Raw genomic sequence first — 15,675 nt, forward strand, 5'->3', positions numbered from 1 at the left:
GCGTGCGCGCCGAATGGAAGAGCCGATTGCGCGGATCTGACAACAGCGCGTGTGAGAGTCGCATCGCCAGCGCCGGCTGGCGTCGCGAAACCACCGGTCTATATGAGGACCGAGCACAGCGGGCATGGCGAGGGAACAAGGCGAGACGACCTTCACCTTTGAGAAGGAGTAGAGCGTGACAGCTTGCTCGCCGGATATCGGCCTCGCCTTGGATGTGCGCGCCATTAATGGCGAATGCCCGACGTGGGATGAGAGACGGCAAGCGCTTTACTGGATCGACATTGAAGAGCCCGCATTGCATCGTCTGGATCCGGCGACGTCGCGCGACGAGAAATGGGAGATGCCCGCGCAGATCGGCGCCTTCGCCATTTGTCGCAGCGGCGCGATCATCGCAGCGTTGCGCACGGGCCTCGTCAAGCTGGATCTGCTCGAGAGAGGCTGCCTCCATCTCGCATCGCCGCCATACAATCCGCTGAGGCACCGCTTCAATGACGGGAAATGCGACGCCCTCGGGCGGTTTTGGATCGGCGCCATGCACGACCCTTTAGCTTCTACGTCGCCGGAGACGACAACGCCGGCGCAATCGGCTACGCCGCTGAACGTCCTCTCGCAGCGCGGAGGATTGACGCAGACAAGCGCAAACGCCGTCATTGGAAATGGGCTCGCCTGGAGCCCTGACGCTCGCAGGATTTATTATTCAGACAGCCCGGCGCGCACCGTCTGGGCCTTCGACTTCGACATCGAGACGGCGAGCCTGTCGTCGAAGCGGATCTTTGCGCAGTTCGAGACCTCGGACGGCATGCCTGACGGCGCCGCGATAGATGCGGAAGGTTTCTATTGGTGCGCCCTCTATGGCGGCGGACGCATTGTGCGCCTTTCGCCTGAAGGCGCGTTGGATCGGGAGATCAGACTGCCGGTCAGTCAGCCGACAATGTGCGCATTTGGCGGCGCCGATTATGGGACGCTTTACATTACGTCGGCGGCGCATGGCGTATCTGCGAGCCGGGAGCCTCACGCAGGGGGCGTCTTTTACTGTCGGCCGGGGGTCGCAGGATGTCCTCCCGCTCTTTTCGCGGACGAATAACGGCAATGCGACTATTTCCGCGCCCGCTTCCTTCACATGTCCAAGCCGCCGTCGAAACAGGCGTGGACGCCGCCCAAATTGCGCAATCGCCCATAGAAGAGAGGAACTCGCCGGCGCGCCGCTTCTATGCGGGACGCAATCTTGCGCGCGCCCGCACGATCGAAGATCTGAGAGCGATGGCTCATCGTCGGCTTCCTGCCTTCGCCCTCGAATATTTGGAAGGCGGCGCCGAGGACGAGGCGACGCTTGCGCGCAATCTTTCCGCATATGCGCGCTATCGCCTGCTGCCCAAGGCGCTCGTCGATGTCTCTCACCGCGATCAGAGCGTTGCGCTTTTCGAGCGCTCCATGCCGCTGCCTTTCGCAATCGCGCCGACAGGCCTGAACGGGCTTTTCTGGCGTAAGGCGGACGTGCTCCTCGCGCGAGCGGCGGCGGAGGCGGGGATTCCCTTCATCCAGAGCAGCATGTCGAACGACCCGATCGAGGACGTCGCGGCTGTCCCTGATCTGCGCCACTGGTGGCAACTTTATGTGTTCGGCGAGCCCTCAATCAGAGAGGCGCTGATCGCGCGCGCCGAAAGGGCGCAATGCGAAGCCTTGGTCCTGACGATCGACGCGCAATTCTATGGGGATCGCGAGTGGGAGCAAAGGCGGTTCGCGCATCCCGGGCGTCTAACTCTCGCATCCATTCTCGAATGCGCGCTGCATCCGCAATGGGCCGCGACGACGTTGTCCGGAGGCATGCCGAGTTTCGCAAATCTCGTCGATCTCCTGCCCAAGGCGCACAGGCGTTTTTTCGACGGCGCGTTTTGGATCCGGGCCCATATGGATCATCGCCTCGACTGGAAAGAGGCGGCCCGATTGCGCAAGCTTTGGCCGAGGAGGTTCTTAATCAAGGGCCTTCTCGATCCGGCGGATGCAGAGAAGGCGGCGGCGATCGGCGCGGACGGCGTCATACTCTCCAACCATGGCGGCCGGCAGCTCGATTGGACCGTGTCGGGATTGGACGTCCTTCCAGACGTGCGACGGCGTATCGGAAACCGGCTGACCGTCATCGTCGATGGCGGCGTTCGCAGAGGAACGGATATCTTGAAAGCATTTGCGCTTGGAGCGGACGCCGTGCTCGTTGGAAGAGCGCCCCTCTATGGCCTGTCGGCAGGCGGGCGGAAGGGCGTCACGCGGGCGATCGACATTCTGCGCGATGAGATCGATCTCGATCTCGGCCTGCTGGGCGCTCGATCGATCAACGAACTCGGGCCGCAGTTCCTTGCGCGTTAAATCTGTCCGCTCGCGGCGAGCGTTGAAATCCTGTCCGCCATGCGGCAGGCGAGGGCCTGGATCGTGAGCGACGGATTGACCCCGCCGCAGGTCGGGAAAAGCGAGCCGTCGCAGATCCACAGATTTGGAATGTCCCAGCTTCTTCCATCTGCGTTCACGACGCTCGTTTCTGGGTCGCCGCCCATTCGGCATGTGCCGAGCAGATGGCTCGTATCCTTGTAATTCGTCCAGATGTCATAGCCGCCCGCGGCGGCGAGCATGTCGCTCATGAAGCGGACGGCGTGGCGCTGCAGCCGTTTGTCGTTTTCAGAATAGGAAAAGCTCACTTTGGGAATTCTGAGGCCGAACCGATCCGTTTCATCGGCGAGCGAGACGCGATTTTCCGGGCGCGGCTCCGTCTCGCCCACGGGCACGAAGCCGGCCATATGGTTATACTTGCGCATCTCGTCGCGAAGAGAGCGGCCCCACAATCCGCGAGATGTCGCAACGGTCTGCGCCCAGGCCATGGGAAGCGGCCCCTGGCTCATGAAGGCGTAGGCGCCGACAAAATCCTTTCCTTCATCCGCATAGTTCCAGTGCTCCGTCACCGCCATGTTGGGCGGCCCCTTGTACCAGCGGATTTCTTCGTCGAAGGTGGCCCAGGCTCCCGGGCCCGCATGGGTCGTCAAATGCGTTCCCACCAGCCCGGAGCGATTGGCGAGGCCGTCCGGAAAAAGCGGGCATGCGGAATTCAGCAGAAGGCGCGGCGTTTCGATCGCATAGCCGGCGACGACGACATCGCGCGCGCGCTGAAAGCGCCAGGCGGCCTCGCGGCGGTAATTGACCCCCGCAGCGAGGCCTTTGGCGTCGATCTCTATGCGCCCCGCCATTGCGAGATCGCGGACTTCGGCGCCGGCTCTCAGGGCGCGGGGAATCCATACCGTCAAGGCGCTTTGCTTGGCGTTTGTCGAGCAGCCGTAATTGCAAAAGCCGCGATAGACGCAGGGCGGGGATCTGCCGCGTGGGGCGGAGACGGTCGTCAGCGGCGTCGCCGCCCATTTTATTCCGAGCTTTTCAGCGCCGCGCGCGAGCACGAGGCCGGCGGCGTTCACTTCATGCGGTCGATAGGGATAGCGGCGCCGCGGCGGCCCCCATGGATAGTTCACGGGTCCGGCGACTTTCAGCGCCTCCTCGGCTTCTTCGTAATAGGGCGCGAGCTCTTCGTAGGAGATGGGCCAGTCAAAGCCATAGCCCAACAGGCTCCGCGACTTGAACCATTGGGGCCGGAAGCGCAGGGCGATCATGCTGTAATGAACGGTTGAGCCGCCGACGCCGCGGCCTGAATTATTGCCGCCAAGCGCGATCGGATCGGCGCCGGCGATGATGCGAGCGTCCGTCCAGTAAAGATTTTGTTGCGCAAGTTCATCGGAGACAAAATCGTCGAGCGGACGCCAGAATGGACCGGCTTCCAGGATGACGACCGAGAAGCCGTTCTCGGCAAGACGGCAGCCCAGCGCGGCGCCGCCCGCGCCCGCGCCGATAATGACGAAATCGACGAGATCGCGTTCGGCATATTGGCGCATCGGAGACCAGCCGCCCGGCGTGAAAACATCCGGGGCGCGCCCATTCGTCGCGCGGGGCGCGTCGTCGATCATCGCCGCTTCTTCGCTTCCCAGGGGTCGCGCGCGTCAAAGCCTAAACGCACATAGCCGCGCGGACTGGCGGGACCGCCAAAGCCGATGTCGTTCCATGCGAGAGGATGAGCGTAAGCGAGGCCTGCAATCGTTTTGAGCAATGTGTCGGAAAAGAAAGAGGCGGCGCCGAGGCCATCCCAAAGCCCTTCATCTGTCTCGCCGGCCTGAACGGCGTGAAGCGCAGCCTCTTTGGATGGAGCGTCCAGGGTGGCGAAGGATGCGCCAAATAATCTGCGGGCCTCTCCCTCGATAGCGGCGAGTCCGCGCTGCCAGGCCTCATGCGCGGGCGGCGCGCCTTCGCTTCGAAAGCCTTCGTCAGAGCCTCGATGAAGACGATCGTCGATCCACAGCGAGAGGAGGGAAGCCTCCAGGCCCGGTAAGGGCGGCGCAAGCCGTTCGACAATCGCCTCGAGCGTCGACAGTTCTTCACGTGAAAAAAAACGTCGCGGCGGGATTTCGCCAAGGCGCTGCGCGAGCGCGTCGCGGGTTTGATCGTCGAAGGAAGGCGAGCTCCATTTTTCGAGAACGTCATAGCCTTCATAGGGCGTCGCGATCTCAGGCGGATTGCCGATCTTTCGCATTGGCGTCAGCCTCGATCAGGGTCAGCGCGGGCAGGGCGGTCATCGCAGCAGCGGAAAAGCTCGGCGGTGCGGGCAGGGGCGGACCATCGAAGAGGTTCTGCGTCCAATTGCGCCAGCCGCCCATCGCGCGCGACACGCCATAGGCGTGGAATCCCATTCCGATGAAGCCTGTGAGAAATGTGACCCAAAGCCAGAGCCGGGTCAGCGGATGCGTTTCCTTCGGTCGCTCCAGGCTGGCTTTCGCCATGAGGCCGGCGGCGACGGGAGGAAGGGCGACCGGCGCCCACATGAAGGGATTCTGGTAGGCGCCCCGGAAATGGAACAGCGCCGCCTCCAATGCGGCGCCCGCAAGCGCGACGCCGCTCAACGCCGCGAGCGCCCGTCCGGCTGGAAAGCCGAGAAGCCGCGGCGCGTCTGAGCCCTGCTCGGAGAGATCTTCAGCCGCGAGTCCCACAACGCCGCAGAGCGAAAGCGCGGCGGGGGCGCCGACGGGCGCGCCGTAAAACAGGTTCAGCCAACTCAGTCCGCCGGGCCTTTTGAAAATATTGTAGAGATGAAAGGCGAACCCCGCTGCGCCGACGGCTATGGAAAATTTATAAGAAACCCTTCGGAAAGCGCGTTTCTCAGGGTGGGAGGCCGCTGCGCCCTCGGTTCCCGAAAACAGCGCGAGCGCCGAACTGATCAGCGGCGCGAACATTCCCGGATTTTCGAAGGAGCCGCGATAGTGCTCCATGGCGCTGTCGGCCAGCACGGAAGCCGCAAGCATGGCGGCGGAGCCATGCAGCATGCGGGATTCCCGGCGCAACTCTTCTGGCCGCGTCGGCTTTTTCGTCTCTTCAACGCTTCCGCCCATCGCAAGGAGCGCGACGCCGCCCGCAAGGCCCAGCGCGAAGGCGCCGAGAAACGCTGGAACCGGCTTCGTCTTCATTCTTTCTCGCCGGGCAGGATCGGCGCAAAGACCTGACGCGCCGCGCCGGCGATCAGCGCGCCTTCCTTCGGGTCGCCCTTGAAAAGCGTCGCAGCGAAGTTGCGCGCCTGTTCGAAAGAAATGTGCGCGGGCAAGGGCGGCACTTCGGGATCTGTTTTCATTTCGAGCAGAACGGGCCTGTTGGAGTCGAGCGCCTCTTCCCATGCGCTCGCGACGTCGGACGGCCGGTCGACGAAAATTCCCTTCAGCCCGATCGATTCAGCAAAGCGGTGATACGGCACGTCCGGAATATTCTGGGTCGCCTCGAATTTCGGATTGCCCTGCATCACCCGCTGTTCCCAGGTGACCTGATTGAGATCCTCATTGTTGAAGACGCAGCAGATCCATTTGGGGCTCTCCCAGTCGCGCCAATATTTGGCGACCGTAATCAGCTCGGCCATATTGTTCATCTGCATGGCGCCGTCGCCCACCAATGCGATGATCGGCCGGGAGGGATGCGCGAATTTCGCCGCGATCGCATAGGGGACCGCTGCGCCCATGGAGGCAAGTCCGCCGGAGAGCGAACACATCATGTCGCCGCGGATCCTGATGTCGCGCGCATACCAATTGGCGCAGGAGCCGGAGTCGCAGGTGATGATGGCGTCTTCCGGAAGACGAGGCGACAGCTCCCACGCGACCTTTTGCGGATTGATCGGATTGGCGGGAGCCAGCGCGCGTTGCTCCAATAACTCCCACCAGTCGGAGACGCCCTTGCCGATGCGGTCACGCCACCGCGTGTCGGCTTTCTCGTCGAGAAAGCGCAGCAGTTCGCGCAGCGTCGCCGCCGCGTCCCCGTGCAGATTGACCTCCATCGGGTAGCGTATGCTGAGCATGGACGCGTCCACGTCGATCTGAACGCCGCGCGCCTGCCCCTCTCTGGGGAGAAATTCCGAATAGGGAAAGCCCGAGCCGACCATCAGCAGCGTGTCGCATTCGAGCATCATGTCATAGCTCGGCTTGGTTCCGAGCAGTCCGATCGAGCCGGTCACCCATGGCAATGTGTCGGGCGCGGCCGCCTTTCCCAGAAGCGCTTTCGCGACGCCGGCTTTCAATCTCTCCGCGACGGCGAGCGCTTCGTCTCGAGCTCCCAGCGCTCCGGCGCCGATCAGCATCGCGACTTTCTCGCCCGCGTTCAGCACGTCGGCGGCGCGGCGGATGTCCTCGTAACAGGGAATGACCAGCGGACGTGAATAGCCGACGCCCGTCCGCACCGCGCCGTGCCTGCGCGGCGGCTCTTCGTAGTCCAGCTCTTGCAAATCTCCAGGCAAAACGATCACCGAGACCGCATTTTGCGATTTGGCGATGCGAATGGCGCGATCTGTCAGCATCCTGACTTGCGACGGCGTCTCCGCCTCCTGCACGAAGGCCGCGACGTCCGAGAACATGCGATCGAGATTGAGTTCCTGCTGATAATGCGCGCCGCGCGCGGTCCGCGGCGCCTGGCCGGCGATCGCAAGGACCGGCATGTGGTCGCATTTCGCGTCATAGAGGCCGGTGATGAGATGCGCCGCGCCCGGGCCGCCGGTCGACAGGCAGACCCCCAGCTCGCCCGTGAATTTCGCATGGGCGGCGGCCATGAAAGCCGCCATCTCTTCGTGCCGGACCTGAACGAACTCGATCTTTTCCTTGGCGCGCTGCAAGGAACCGAGCACGCCGTTAATGCCGTCGCCCGGGTAACCGAATATCCGCCGCACGCCCCACTCGTAGAGACGGTGGACGAAGAAGTCGCCGACTGTGTCGCTCATGACGGCCGCGCTTTCATAGGCGATGGGCGCGCCAATGCGCGCCGCTTCATCGCATAACCGGGGCTCCGACCGCTCGTTCCACCTTGCCGCAATTCAATGAAACGGAATGCCCGCCGATTGTTCCGCCGCGCGCCCTTCAGTTCATGCCGCGGCGCCCCAGATAGATAGCCTCTTTTGGACGAACAAAAATCATGGCGATCGGCCGAAGATTCGCGTTTTGGGGCGTCCTGCTGGCGATGGCGTGCGCGGGCGTCTACGCCTGGTCGATCCGTCAGCGCCCGGCGACGACGGCTCCCGCGGTTCCGCCCGCCGTTCCGGTCGCGGTCGCGATCGCGCAGACGCGGGAGGTGCCGATCATCTTGCGCGGCCTTGGCTCCGTGACGGCTTACGCCACTGTCGACGTCAAGAGCCGAGTCGTGGGGAATATCGTCAAGGTCAATTTCCGCGAGGGCCAATCCGTTCGCGCCGGGGATCTCCTGGTGCAATTGGACCCTCGGCCGTATCAGGCCGCGCTCGCTCAGGCCAATGCGACGCTCGCGCGAGACGAAGCCAATCTGGCGAACGCCCGCGCCGATCTCGATCGCTACGCGAAGCTTGTCCGCGGCGCTTTCATTTCGAAGCAGCAATTCGCCAATCAGCAGGCGACGGTCAGCGCCGGCCAGGCGACCGTCGATGTCGACAAGGCCGCCGTGGACGCGGCGCGGCTGAATGTCGAATATTGCTCGATCGCATCGCCGATCGACGGCGTTGTCGGCATACGTCAGGTGGATATCGGCAATCTGATTCAGCCGAACGCTCAGACGCTCGTCGTCGTGACGCAGCTTCAACCGATCTATGTCGTCTTCACTTTGCCGGAAGCGGATATCCACCGGATCAGAGAAGCGATGCAGCTGCGTAAACTCCCGGTCATCGCTTTCAATTCGACGGACGAAAGGCAAATCTCCACAGGCGTTCTCGAGCTGATCGACAATCAGGTCGATCAGTCGACAGGAACAGTGAAGCTTAAAGCGACGTTTTCGAATTCGAACCTGTCATTGTGGCCGGGGCAGTTCGTGAATGCGCATCTCGTCGTCGAGACGGAGCCGAACGCCGTGGTCGTTCCCAGCGTCGCCGTGCAGACGGGTCCGCAAGGCCCTTTCGTCTATGTCGTTCGCTTCAACGACACGGTGGAGGTTCGGCGGGTCGTCGTGGCCCAGACCGAGCATAACCAGTCCGCCCTGCGGTCCGGCGTGCAAGCTGGGGAGCGCGTCGTCGTCGCGGGCCAGCTCAACCTCGCGCCCGACGCGAAAGTCACGGTGACGCAGATTTCCGGCGAAGCGGTGGCGCAAAATCCGCCGCAGCTCTCCGACAAGAGTCGGCGATGAATCTCTCCGCGCCTTTCATTCACCGGCCGGTCGCCACCTTCCTTTTGATGCTGGCCCTGCTCGCGGCCGGCGCGGTCGGATATTTTCTGCTGCCGGTCGCCGCCATGCCGGAGGTCGAGTTCCCGACGCTTTCCGTTACGGCGAACCTGCCCGGCGCGGATCCTGAAACCATGGCCTCCTCCGTCGCGCAACCGCTCGAACGCCAGTTCGCGTCCGTTCCGGGCGTCAATGAACTGACGTCGACAAGCTCGCTCGGCTTCACTCAGATCACGCTGCAATTCGATCTTTCGAGGAACATTGACGGCGCTGCGAGCGACGTTCAGGCGGCGATCAACGCCGCGCAAGGCTATCTTCCGCGCAACCTTCCGACGCCGCCGACTTACCGCAAAGTCAATCCGGCCGATCGGCCGGTGATCATTTTCGGGCTCACTTCCGAGGTGGAGCCGCTCACCCAGGTCGACCAATATGCCGATCTCGGCGTCGTCAGGCGCGTCTCTACAATGTCCGGCGTCGGGCAGGCGTTGATTTTCGGGCAGCAGAAATTCGCGCCCACCATCAGGGTGAACCCCGCCGCTCTGGCGGCGCGCGGCATCGGACTCGACGAGATCGCAAGCGCTATTTCGGGCAGCTCCGCCCAGTTGCCGGTCGGGACGCTGCAGGGGCCGCAGCAATCCTTCGCCATCGGCACCAATGGACAGCTCTTTTCGCCGGCGGATCTTGGAAAAGTCGTGGTCGCTTATCGCAACGGCGCGCCGGTGCGGTTGAGCGACGTCGCAACCATCGTGATCGGTCCCGAAAGCGCGCTCCAGGCGAGTTGGGTGGGAACCCGGAGAGGAGAAATGGTCGGCATCTGGCGCGAGCCGGGCGCGAATACGATCGATCTCGTCGACCGCATAAAGGCGTCGCTGCCCGAATTGCAGGCAGGCATTCCCAGATCCGTGAATCTCTCCGTCATCAGCGATCGTACGCTGTCGATCCGCGAGAGCTTCCGCGACGTCGAATACACGCTCGTCGCGGCGATCGGACTCGTCATCGCCGTCATCTTCGTATTTCTTCGAAACGCCGCCGCGACCTCCATCCCGAGCGTCACCGTGCCGCTCTCTCTCGTCGGCGCCTTCGGCGTCATGTATATGCTGGGCTACACGCTGGACAATCTTTCCCTCATGGGTCTCACCCTGGCCGTGGGTCTTGTCGTCGACGACGCGATCGTCATGGTCGAAAACGTCTATCGCTATCTGGAACAGGGAGAGACGCGTCTCGACGCCGCGCTCAAGGGCGCGCAGGAAATGGGCTTCACGATCGTCTCGATCACCATCTCGCTGATCGCCGTCTTCATCCCCATCCTGTTCATGAGCGGAATCGTGGGCAGACTGTTCCGCGAATTCGGAGTCGTCGTCAGCGTCGCCGTCGGCATTTCAGCCTTTATCGCGCTTACGCTTTCCCCCATGATGTCGTCCCTCATATTGAGCGATCCGAAGACGGCGCATCACGGACGTTTATATGCGCTCAGCGAACGCGCATTCGAAGGCCTTGTGTCGGCCTATCGCCGGGGCCTCGAATTCTCGCTGCGTCACCAGCGCCCTGTCTTTGCGCTCAATCTCTCTCTTGTCGCGCTGTCCGGGTGGATGTTCTACGCCATGCCCAAGGGCTTTTTCCCGCAGGAGGACACTGGCCTGCTGTTCGGATTTACGAAGGCGGATCAGGACGTCTCCTTCGAAGCCATGACCGAACGCCAAGGCGCCGTGGGAGAGGTGATCGCACAGGATCCCGACGTGGACGCCTTCGGCTCCTTCGTCGGCGGCGCCGGCGGCGCCGGATTCAATACGGGACGCTTCTTCATCCAATTGAAGCCGCTTTCGGATCGCAGCGCGAAAGCGGACGAGATCATCCGCCGGCTTCGTCCGAGAGTGAACGCGATCCCGGGAATCTCGACCTTTCTTCAATCCATTCAGAACATCCAGATCGGCGCGCGTCTGGAGGCCACCCAATATCAGTTCACGTTGCAGGATGCGGACCTCGCCGAATTGAACGCCTGGGCTCCGAAGATCCTGAGCGCGCTGAATTCGCTCCCCATGCTGCGCGATCTCACGAGCGATCAACAGACCGGCGGCCAGCAGCTCATGATCAATATCGACAGAGACGCGGCGGCTCGGCTCGGCGTCAATGTGACCGGAATCCAGCAGACCCTCTACAATGCTTTCGGGCAGCCCTATGTGACGCAGCTCTACGGCGCGACGGACACATTTCATGTGGTGCTGGAAGTCGCGTCCCAATATCAGACCGATGTCGGCGCCTTGTCGCGCATCTATGTCCGGGCCGCCGGCGGCAAGCTCGTGCCCGTCAGCCAATTCGCGACGCTCGAACGCAGGCAGGCGCCGATCACCGTCAATCACCAGGGCCAGCTTCCCGCCGTCACCATGTCCTTCAATCTGGCGCCGGACGTTTCGCTTGGTGAGGCGGTTCGCTCTGTGGACGCCGCTGTCGCCGCACTGGGCAAGCCGGAATCGTTGCGGGGTTCATTCCAGGGGGCCGCGCATGAGTTCCAGGTTTCCCTCTCCACTCAGCCCATGCTCATCGCGGCGGCGCTCTTCGCCGTCTACATCGTCCTCGGCATGTTGTATGAAAGTTTCATTCACCCGATAACGATTTTGCTGACGTTGCCGTCCGCGAGCGTCGGCGCTCTGGCTTTCCTCTGGGGATTTGGTTTCGACCTCACGATGATTGCGATCATCGGCTTGCTGATGCTGATCGGCATCGTCAAGAAGAACGGCATCATGCTCGTCGATTTTGCGGTGGAGCGCGTGCGCGCAGGGATGTCGCCTCAAGATGCGATCGAGGAAGCGGCGGTTTTGAGATTCCGGCCGATCTTGATGACGACGATGGCGGCCGTGTTCGTCACGCTGCCGATCGCTATCGGAGTCGGCGCCGGCGCGGATTTGCGCCAGCCTTTGGGCGTCGCCGTCGTGGGAGGCCTGCTCGTTTCCCAGGTTCTGACGCTTTTCACGACGCCCGTTACATATCTTTACATGGAGAGGCTCAGGAGCTGGGCGACGGCGGCGCAAGACGCTCGCACGATCAGCCCGTCAAACGAGAAGGCCGCGCCGACGGATCTCGAGAAGGAACGTGACGATCGCGAGCGGCCGCGGCAGGCGCCTCCTCATGCTCGCGACCTTCCGCCGCTCGGCGAATCGCCGCCGACGAGACCATTATAAAGTCGCATATCGCGTGTCGGCTTTCGTCGCGCATAAAGCTCGCATCGGGGTTCAGCCCCTCCATGAGAGAGCGTCGCTCCTGCCAGCCCAGCCGTCTGCATCAAAGCTGTGCAGGTAACAAAGCAGCGCCAACTTGCCTGATTTTTCGTCTGGTCGCCGCCAAGAGTTAGGCGCCTTTCGCGCGGGCGCGCCTGCCGGTTTGGTTGCGGGACGCCTGAATATCTAAGGAAAAACGACGCAAGCTCGTTCTTGGCTCAAGATTTGCTGCTTTCGTCGCATCTCCACAATGTGGAAAGACCCAAAGGCGGGTCACAATCAGCAACGCCGCTGTTCCGAAAGCATGGTCGCCAATAGGCGACAGCTTTTCGGACAGCGGCTTTTTTTTGTGCTCGACGCCTTCGCCCAAACGGAGGCGTTCGACGAACCGGCAGGCTGACGATGAAAAAGGGACGCCATTTCTTGCATGCGCGAATTTTTGCGCGACGCCCCATTGCAGGCGCAGCGCTTACTCTTTTCGCTCTCGGCGCGCACGCCGCTGAATTGAAAAAACCCGCGGCTCCGGTTCCCGCGCCAGCCGCGCCGCCGGCTCCGCCTCCGGGTCCGATCGGCCTCTTCGGAGTCGACATGCCGGCGGCCGGCAAGCTGGTCGTCTCCCTCACGCCCAGCATCGGCAATCTCTCCGGGATTAAGATGGGAACGCGGAACGTGTCGAACGAATATATCGTCTCGACCGTCCCCTTTTTCCTCAATCCGACGCAGCCCGTTCGCATCGTTCCTCAGAACATCGCCTTCCGAACGCAGATTCTCGGTCTCAGCTACGGCGTGACAAAGGATTTCAACGTCGTTCTCAACGCCGGGATGGTCGAGAAAAGCCTCGACACTCTCGTATTCGCCGGCGCGAGAGGCGTCATGCCGCTGGCGCGAAACTACCCGACGACCGCGAGCATCTCCGATTTCGCCCTGTCCGGCGTCTATCGCGTCTATCAGGACGACGTTAACCGCGTTCAAGTCTCTCTCGGCTTCTCCTTCCCGACAGGAACGAACACGGCCACCTTCAACAACTTCATTCTGCCGAACGGTACGGTGCAGAACGTTCGCGGCTTCTACGGCATGCAGATTGGGACGGGCACGTTCGACATCATGCCGGGCGTCGTCTATGCGGGCTATCTCGGCCCATGGTCCTGGGGCGCGTCCTATCGCGGGCGCTTTCCCCTCGGGCCGAACCCTCAGGGCTATCTCTGGGGCGATCTGCATGAATTGAACGGCTGGGGCGGTTATAGCTGGACGCCGGGATTCACGACGACTTTGCGCGCGAGCGCGTCGCTGCAAGGACAGATCCGCGGCTGGGACCCGGAGATCCGCGGTGCGGCCGTGCCTACGAATCCGCTCTTTTACGGCGGTCAGCGCATCGAGCTTTTCGGCGGCGGAACGGTCAGCGGCAAATTCGTCGGCTACGACAATTGGTCGTTCGGCGTCGAAGCGGGCTTGCCCATTTACCAGAACCTCAACGGACCGCAAATCATGAAAAACTGGCAGGCGAACATGCAGATCAAAGTGAAAATCTAGCGCCTGAGCCATTCGGCGCGCCGCAACTCCTCGTCGACAAACCAGGGACGTTCGCAATGTCGATCGACAGCGCACGGCGCCGCTTTGGCGCAACGCCATATCGCGGTCGATCGACCTGTCGTCCGCATCCCTGGATTTTGGCGAGCTTCGCCCGGTTCTGGGCATGCGTCGAGACGCCCTGCATTCTTCTTGCGGTCACTCTGGCCAATTTGGCGATCGTCAAAATCGTTGACGCGCTGTTGGACGCGCTGCACAATTGAGAAGACGCCGGGAATCGCTTTCCGCCAGAAAAATCAAAGCTCGAAGCTCCCACCTCTACGCCGCGCTCCGCCCGTGAAAATTGTCATCGTCGACGAAAGTCCGATCCGCGCCGCAATCCTTGAAGAAGGATTGCGCGAATCTGGCTTCACCGACGTCGAACGCATCGCCGCGCGGCACAATTTGCTGAAGCGCGTCTATGCGATCGATCCGGACGTCATTCTCATCGACCTCGAAAACCCTTCGCGCGACGAACTCGAACAGATGTTTCAGGTGAGTCGCGCCGTCCGCCGGCCGGTCGCCATGTTCGTCGATCAATCCGACGCGGCCTCCATACAGGCCTCGGTCGACGCCGGCGTTTCAGCTTACATCGTGGACGGATTGAAGAAGGAGCGGATCAAATCGATCCTCGATCTTTGCGTGTCGCGCTTCAACGCCTTCGCCAAGCTGCAAAGCGAACTGGAGCGCGCGCGTTCGGACCTCGAGGAGCGCAAGACGATCGATCGCGCGAAAGGCATATTGATGAAGGCCAAGAAACTTTCTGAAGAGGAGGCCTATAAATTGATGCGGGGCGTGGCCATGCGCGAGAGCAAGAAGATTGTGGAAATTGCGCAGTCCATCATTACGGCGTCGGAGCTTTTGAAATGAACGCGGCGCGAAGGATCAAGATCGGCTTCATTCCGCTCGCCGACGCGGCCAGCCTTTTCGTCGCCGTCGACAAGGGCTTCGCGGCGCAGGAGGGCCTTGAAATCGAGCTCGTGCGCGAGGTCTCGTGGTCGAACATACGCGACCGGCTCGCCATCGGGCATTACGACGCGGCGCATCTTCTGGCGCCCATGGCCGTCGCCTCGACCTTGGGCTTGAATCATGTGCGCGCGCCGGTAGTCGCCGCGATGAATTTGGCGATGAACGGCAACGCCATCACCCTGTCGCCGGATCTTTACGCCGGTCTTGCCGCAGCGGCCGAGGGCGATCTGAGCGATCCGTTGGTCAGCGCGTGCGCGTTGAAGGCGGTGGTCGCCGCTCGGGAAAAGCGCAATGCGGAACCGCTCACTTTCGGCATGACCTTTCCCTTTTCGACGCATAATTATCAGCTTCGTTACTGGATGGCCGAAGGCGGCGTCGATCCCGACAGAGACCTCCGCCTCGTCGTTCTGCCGCCGCCTTATATGGTCGATAATCTCGCGAAAGGACATGTCGACGGATTTTGCGTCGGCGCGCCGTGGAACGCCGTCGCACAGGCAATGGGCGTTGGCGTGATCCTGCATCCCGGCGCCGCGATTTTTCATCCCGCGCCCGAAAAAACATTGGCGATCCGGAAGCAGTTCGCGGATGGCGAGCCCGCGCTCGTCGTTTCGTTGATCCGCGCCTGCCTCAAAGCGAGCGACTATATCCGCGCGCATGAAAACCGTGAGGAAGTCGCGGCGCTTCTCGCCCGGCCCGACCGGGTCGGCGCCGATATCGAGTCGCTCCGCCGCACTCTGGCCGGGCGTCTCGCCGGCAGCGCGGAAGATAACGCCAACTATCTGATCTTTGGCGACCGCATGTCCGGAAGGCCCGACGGCGATCAGGCGGCATGGCTCTATGCGCAAATGCTCCGATGGGGACAGGCGGACCGTTCGGCGGAAGCGCTGCGCGTTGGGCGGGAGGTATTCGACCCCGCCTTTTTCGACGCCGCAACCGGCTCCTCCGCCGGCAAGGCGGCTCCCGTCGCCGCTTTTTCAGGCGCGACGTTCGACGCGCGGGATATGGACGCTTATCTCGACAGCTTCTCGATTTGCGCGCTGCCGTGACGCCATTTTTCGCGCGCCCGGCTTAAAGACGCGGCGCCCGACGCCTAAGAGCGCGGCGCCACGCCAAGAACCCGAAACGCCGGAGAGCCGCTTCAAGCGCTGATTTTCCGAGGCTTTGATCCCGTGGCGAGGCTCTGGCGCCCCGCTTGCTCCGT

The 15,675-nt window shown here is 62.5% G+C and carries 13 protein-coding genes; 8 read left to right on the forward strand and 5 right to left on the reverse strand.

What is annotated here, in order from left to right; all coding sequences use genetic code 11:
• Window positions 1–175: 175 nt before the first annotated feature.
• Together MMG94_RS15360 and MMG94_RS15365 are read left to right on the forward strand one after the other, a co-directional pair.
• Window positions 176–1,084 carry an SMP-30/gluconolactonase/LRE family protein gene (locus MMG94_RS15360; RefSeq protein ID WP_016919656.1) on the forward strand — a complete coding sequence of 303 codons (909 nt, stop codon included), beginning with the start codon at window positions 176–178 and terminating at the stop codon, window positions 1,082–1,084.
• Window positions 1,085–1,146: 62 nt separating this feature from the next.
• Window positions 1,147–2,361, forward strand: coding sequence for an alpha-hydroxy acid oxidase (locus tag MMG94_RS15365; RefSeq protein ID WP_244415301.1), 1,215 nt, complete (start codon window positions 1,147–1,149; stop codon window positions 2,359–2,361).
• Here the strand turns inward: MMG94_RS15365 and MMG94_RS15370 are convergent.
• Genes MMG94_RS15370 through MMG94_RS15385 form a run of 4 tightly spaced genes read right to left on the reverse strand, consistent with a single transcriptional unit; the run spans window position 2,358 to window position 7,327 of the window.
• The gene (locus MMG94_RS15370) at window positions 2,358–3,995 is read right to left on the reverse strand and encodes a GMC family oxidoreductase (protein ID WP_016919658.1); all 1,638 of its coding nucleotides are present in this window, start codon (window positions 3,993–3,995) and stop codon (window positions 2,358–2,360) included. The two genes, MMG94_RS15365 and MMG94_RS15370, sit on opposite strands and share 4 nt — an antisense overlap.
• Entirely contained in the window at window positions 3,992–4,615 is a 624-nt protein-coding gene (locus MMG94_RS15375; protein WP_016919659.1) for a gluconate 2-dehydrogenase subunit 3 family protein, read from the reverse strand. The genes MMG94_RS15370 and MMG94_RS15375 overlap by 4 nt, the downstream gene beginning before the upstream one ends.
• On the reverse strand, window positions 4,590–5,543 hold the full coding sequence (locus MMG94_RS15380) for a hypothetical protein (RefSeq protein WP_016919660.1): 954 nt from the start codon (window positions 5,541–5,543) through the stop codon (window positions 4,590–4,592). The genes MMG94_RS15375 and MMG94_RS15380 overlap by 26 nt, the downstream gene beginning before the upstream one ends.
• Entirely contained in the window at window positions 5,540–7,327 is a 1,788-nt protein-coding gene (locus tag MMG94_RS15385) for a thiamine pyrophosphate-requiring protein (RefSeq protein ID WP_016919661.1), read from the reverse strand. The genes MMG94_RS15380 and MMG94_RS15385 overlap by 4 nt, the downstream gene beginning before the upstream one ends.
• A gap of 191 nt (window positions 7,328–7,518) precedes the next feature.
• Here MMG94_RS15385 and MMG94_RS15390 point away from each other — a divergent pair, with 191 nt between their 5' ends.
• Window positions 7,519–8,691, forward strand: a complete 1,173-nt coding sequence (locus tag MMG94_RS15390; protein WP_016919662.1) for an efflux RND transporter periplasmic adaptor subunit — start codon at window positions 7,519–7,521, stop codon at window positions 8,689–8,691.
• Window positions 8,688–11,903, forward strand: coding sequence for an efflux RND transporter permease subunit (locus tag MMG94_RS15395; RefSeq protein ID WP_016919663.1), 3,216 nt, complete (start codon window positions 8,688–8,690; stop codon window positions 11,901–11,903). The genes MMG94_RS15390 and MMG94_RS15395 overlap by 4 nt, the downstream gene beginning before the upstream one ends.
• 166 nt (window positions 11,904–12,069) lie before the next feature.
• Here the strand turns inward: MMG94_RS15395 and MMG94_RS15400 are convergent, their stop codons facing one another.
• Complete coding sequence (locus MMG94_RS15400; RefSeq protein ID WP_154419678.1) at window positions 12,070–12,309, reverse strand: hypothetical protein; 240 nt, start codon at window positions 12,307–12,309, stop codon at window positions 12,070–12,072.
• A 134-nt stretch (window positions 12,310–12,443) separates the two neighbouring features.
• Between MMG94_RS15400 and MMG94_RS15405 the strand changes: the two genes are divergently transcribed.
• From MMG94_RS15405 to MMG94_RS15420, 4 genes are all read left to right on the forward strand, one after another.
• Entirely contained in the window at window positions 12,444–13,469 is a 1,026-nt protein-coding gene (locus tag MMG94_RS15405) for an alpha-amylase (protein ID WP_244415303.1), read from the forward strand.
• Between the two features lie 56 nt (window positions 13,470–13,525).
• A complete protein-coding gene (locus MMG94_RS15410) occupies window positions 13,526–13,729 on the forward strand; it encodes a hypothetical protein (protein ID WP_016919666.1) in 204 nt (67 codons plus the stop codon).
• 73 nt (window positions 13,730–13,802) lie between these two features.
• A complete protein-coding gene (locus MMG94_RS15415) occupies window positions 13,803–14,375 on the forward strand; it encodes an ANTAR domain-containing response regulator (protein WP_016919667.1) in 573 nt (190 codons plus the stop codon).
• Window positions 14,372–15,520 (forward strand): CmpA/NrtA family ABC transporter substrate-binding protein, encoded by a 1,149-nt coding sequence (locus MMG94_RS15420; protein WP_016919668.1) that lies wholly within the window; start codon window positions 14,372–14,374, stop codon window positions 15,518–15,520. The genes MMG94_RS15415 and MMG94_RS15420 overlap by 4 nt, the downstream gene beginning before the upstream one ends.
• Window positions 15,521–15,675: the final 155 nt, after the last annotated feature.

The sequence above is a fragment of the Methylocystis parvus OBBP genome, from assembly GCF_027571405.1.
Taxonomy (GTDB): Bacteria; Pseudomonadota; Alphaproteobacteria; order Rhizobiales; family Beijerinckiaceae; genus Methylocystis; species Methylocystis parva.

Coding starts and splice junctions, on each gene's coding strand:
- MMG94_RS15370 (WP_016919658.1), bottom strand. CDS start 3,995: ATGATCGACGACGCGCCCCGCGCGACGAATGGGCGCGCCCCGGATGTT.
- MMG94_RS15375 (WP_016919659.1), bottom strand. CDS start 4,615: ATGCGAAAGATCGGCAATCCGCCTGAGATCGCGACGCCCTATGAAGGC.
- MMG94_RS15380 (WP_016919660.1), bottom strand. CDS start 5,543: ATGAAGACGAAGCCGGTTCCAGCGTTTCTCGGCGCCTTCGCGCTGGGC.
- MMG94_RS15385 (WP_016919661.1), bottom strand. CDS start 7,327: ATGAGCGACACAGTCGGCGACTTCTTCGTCCACCGTCTCTACGAGTGG.
- MMG94_RS15390 (WP_016919662.1), top strand. CDS start 7,519: ATGGCGATCGGCCGAAGATTCGCGTTTTGGGGCGTCCTGCTGGCGATG.
- MMG94_RS15395 (WP_016919663.1), top strand. CDS start 8,688: ATGAATCTCTCCGCGCCTTTCATTCACCGGCCGGTCGCCACCTTCCTT.
- MMG94_RS15410 (WP_016919666.1), top strand. CDS start 13,526: ATGTCGATCGACAGCGCACGGCGCCGCTTTGGCGCAACGCCATATCGC.
- MMG94_RS15420 (WP_016919668.1), top strand. CDS start 14,372: ATGAACGCGGCGCGAAGGATCAAGATCGGCTTCATTCCGCTCGCCGAC.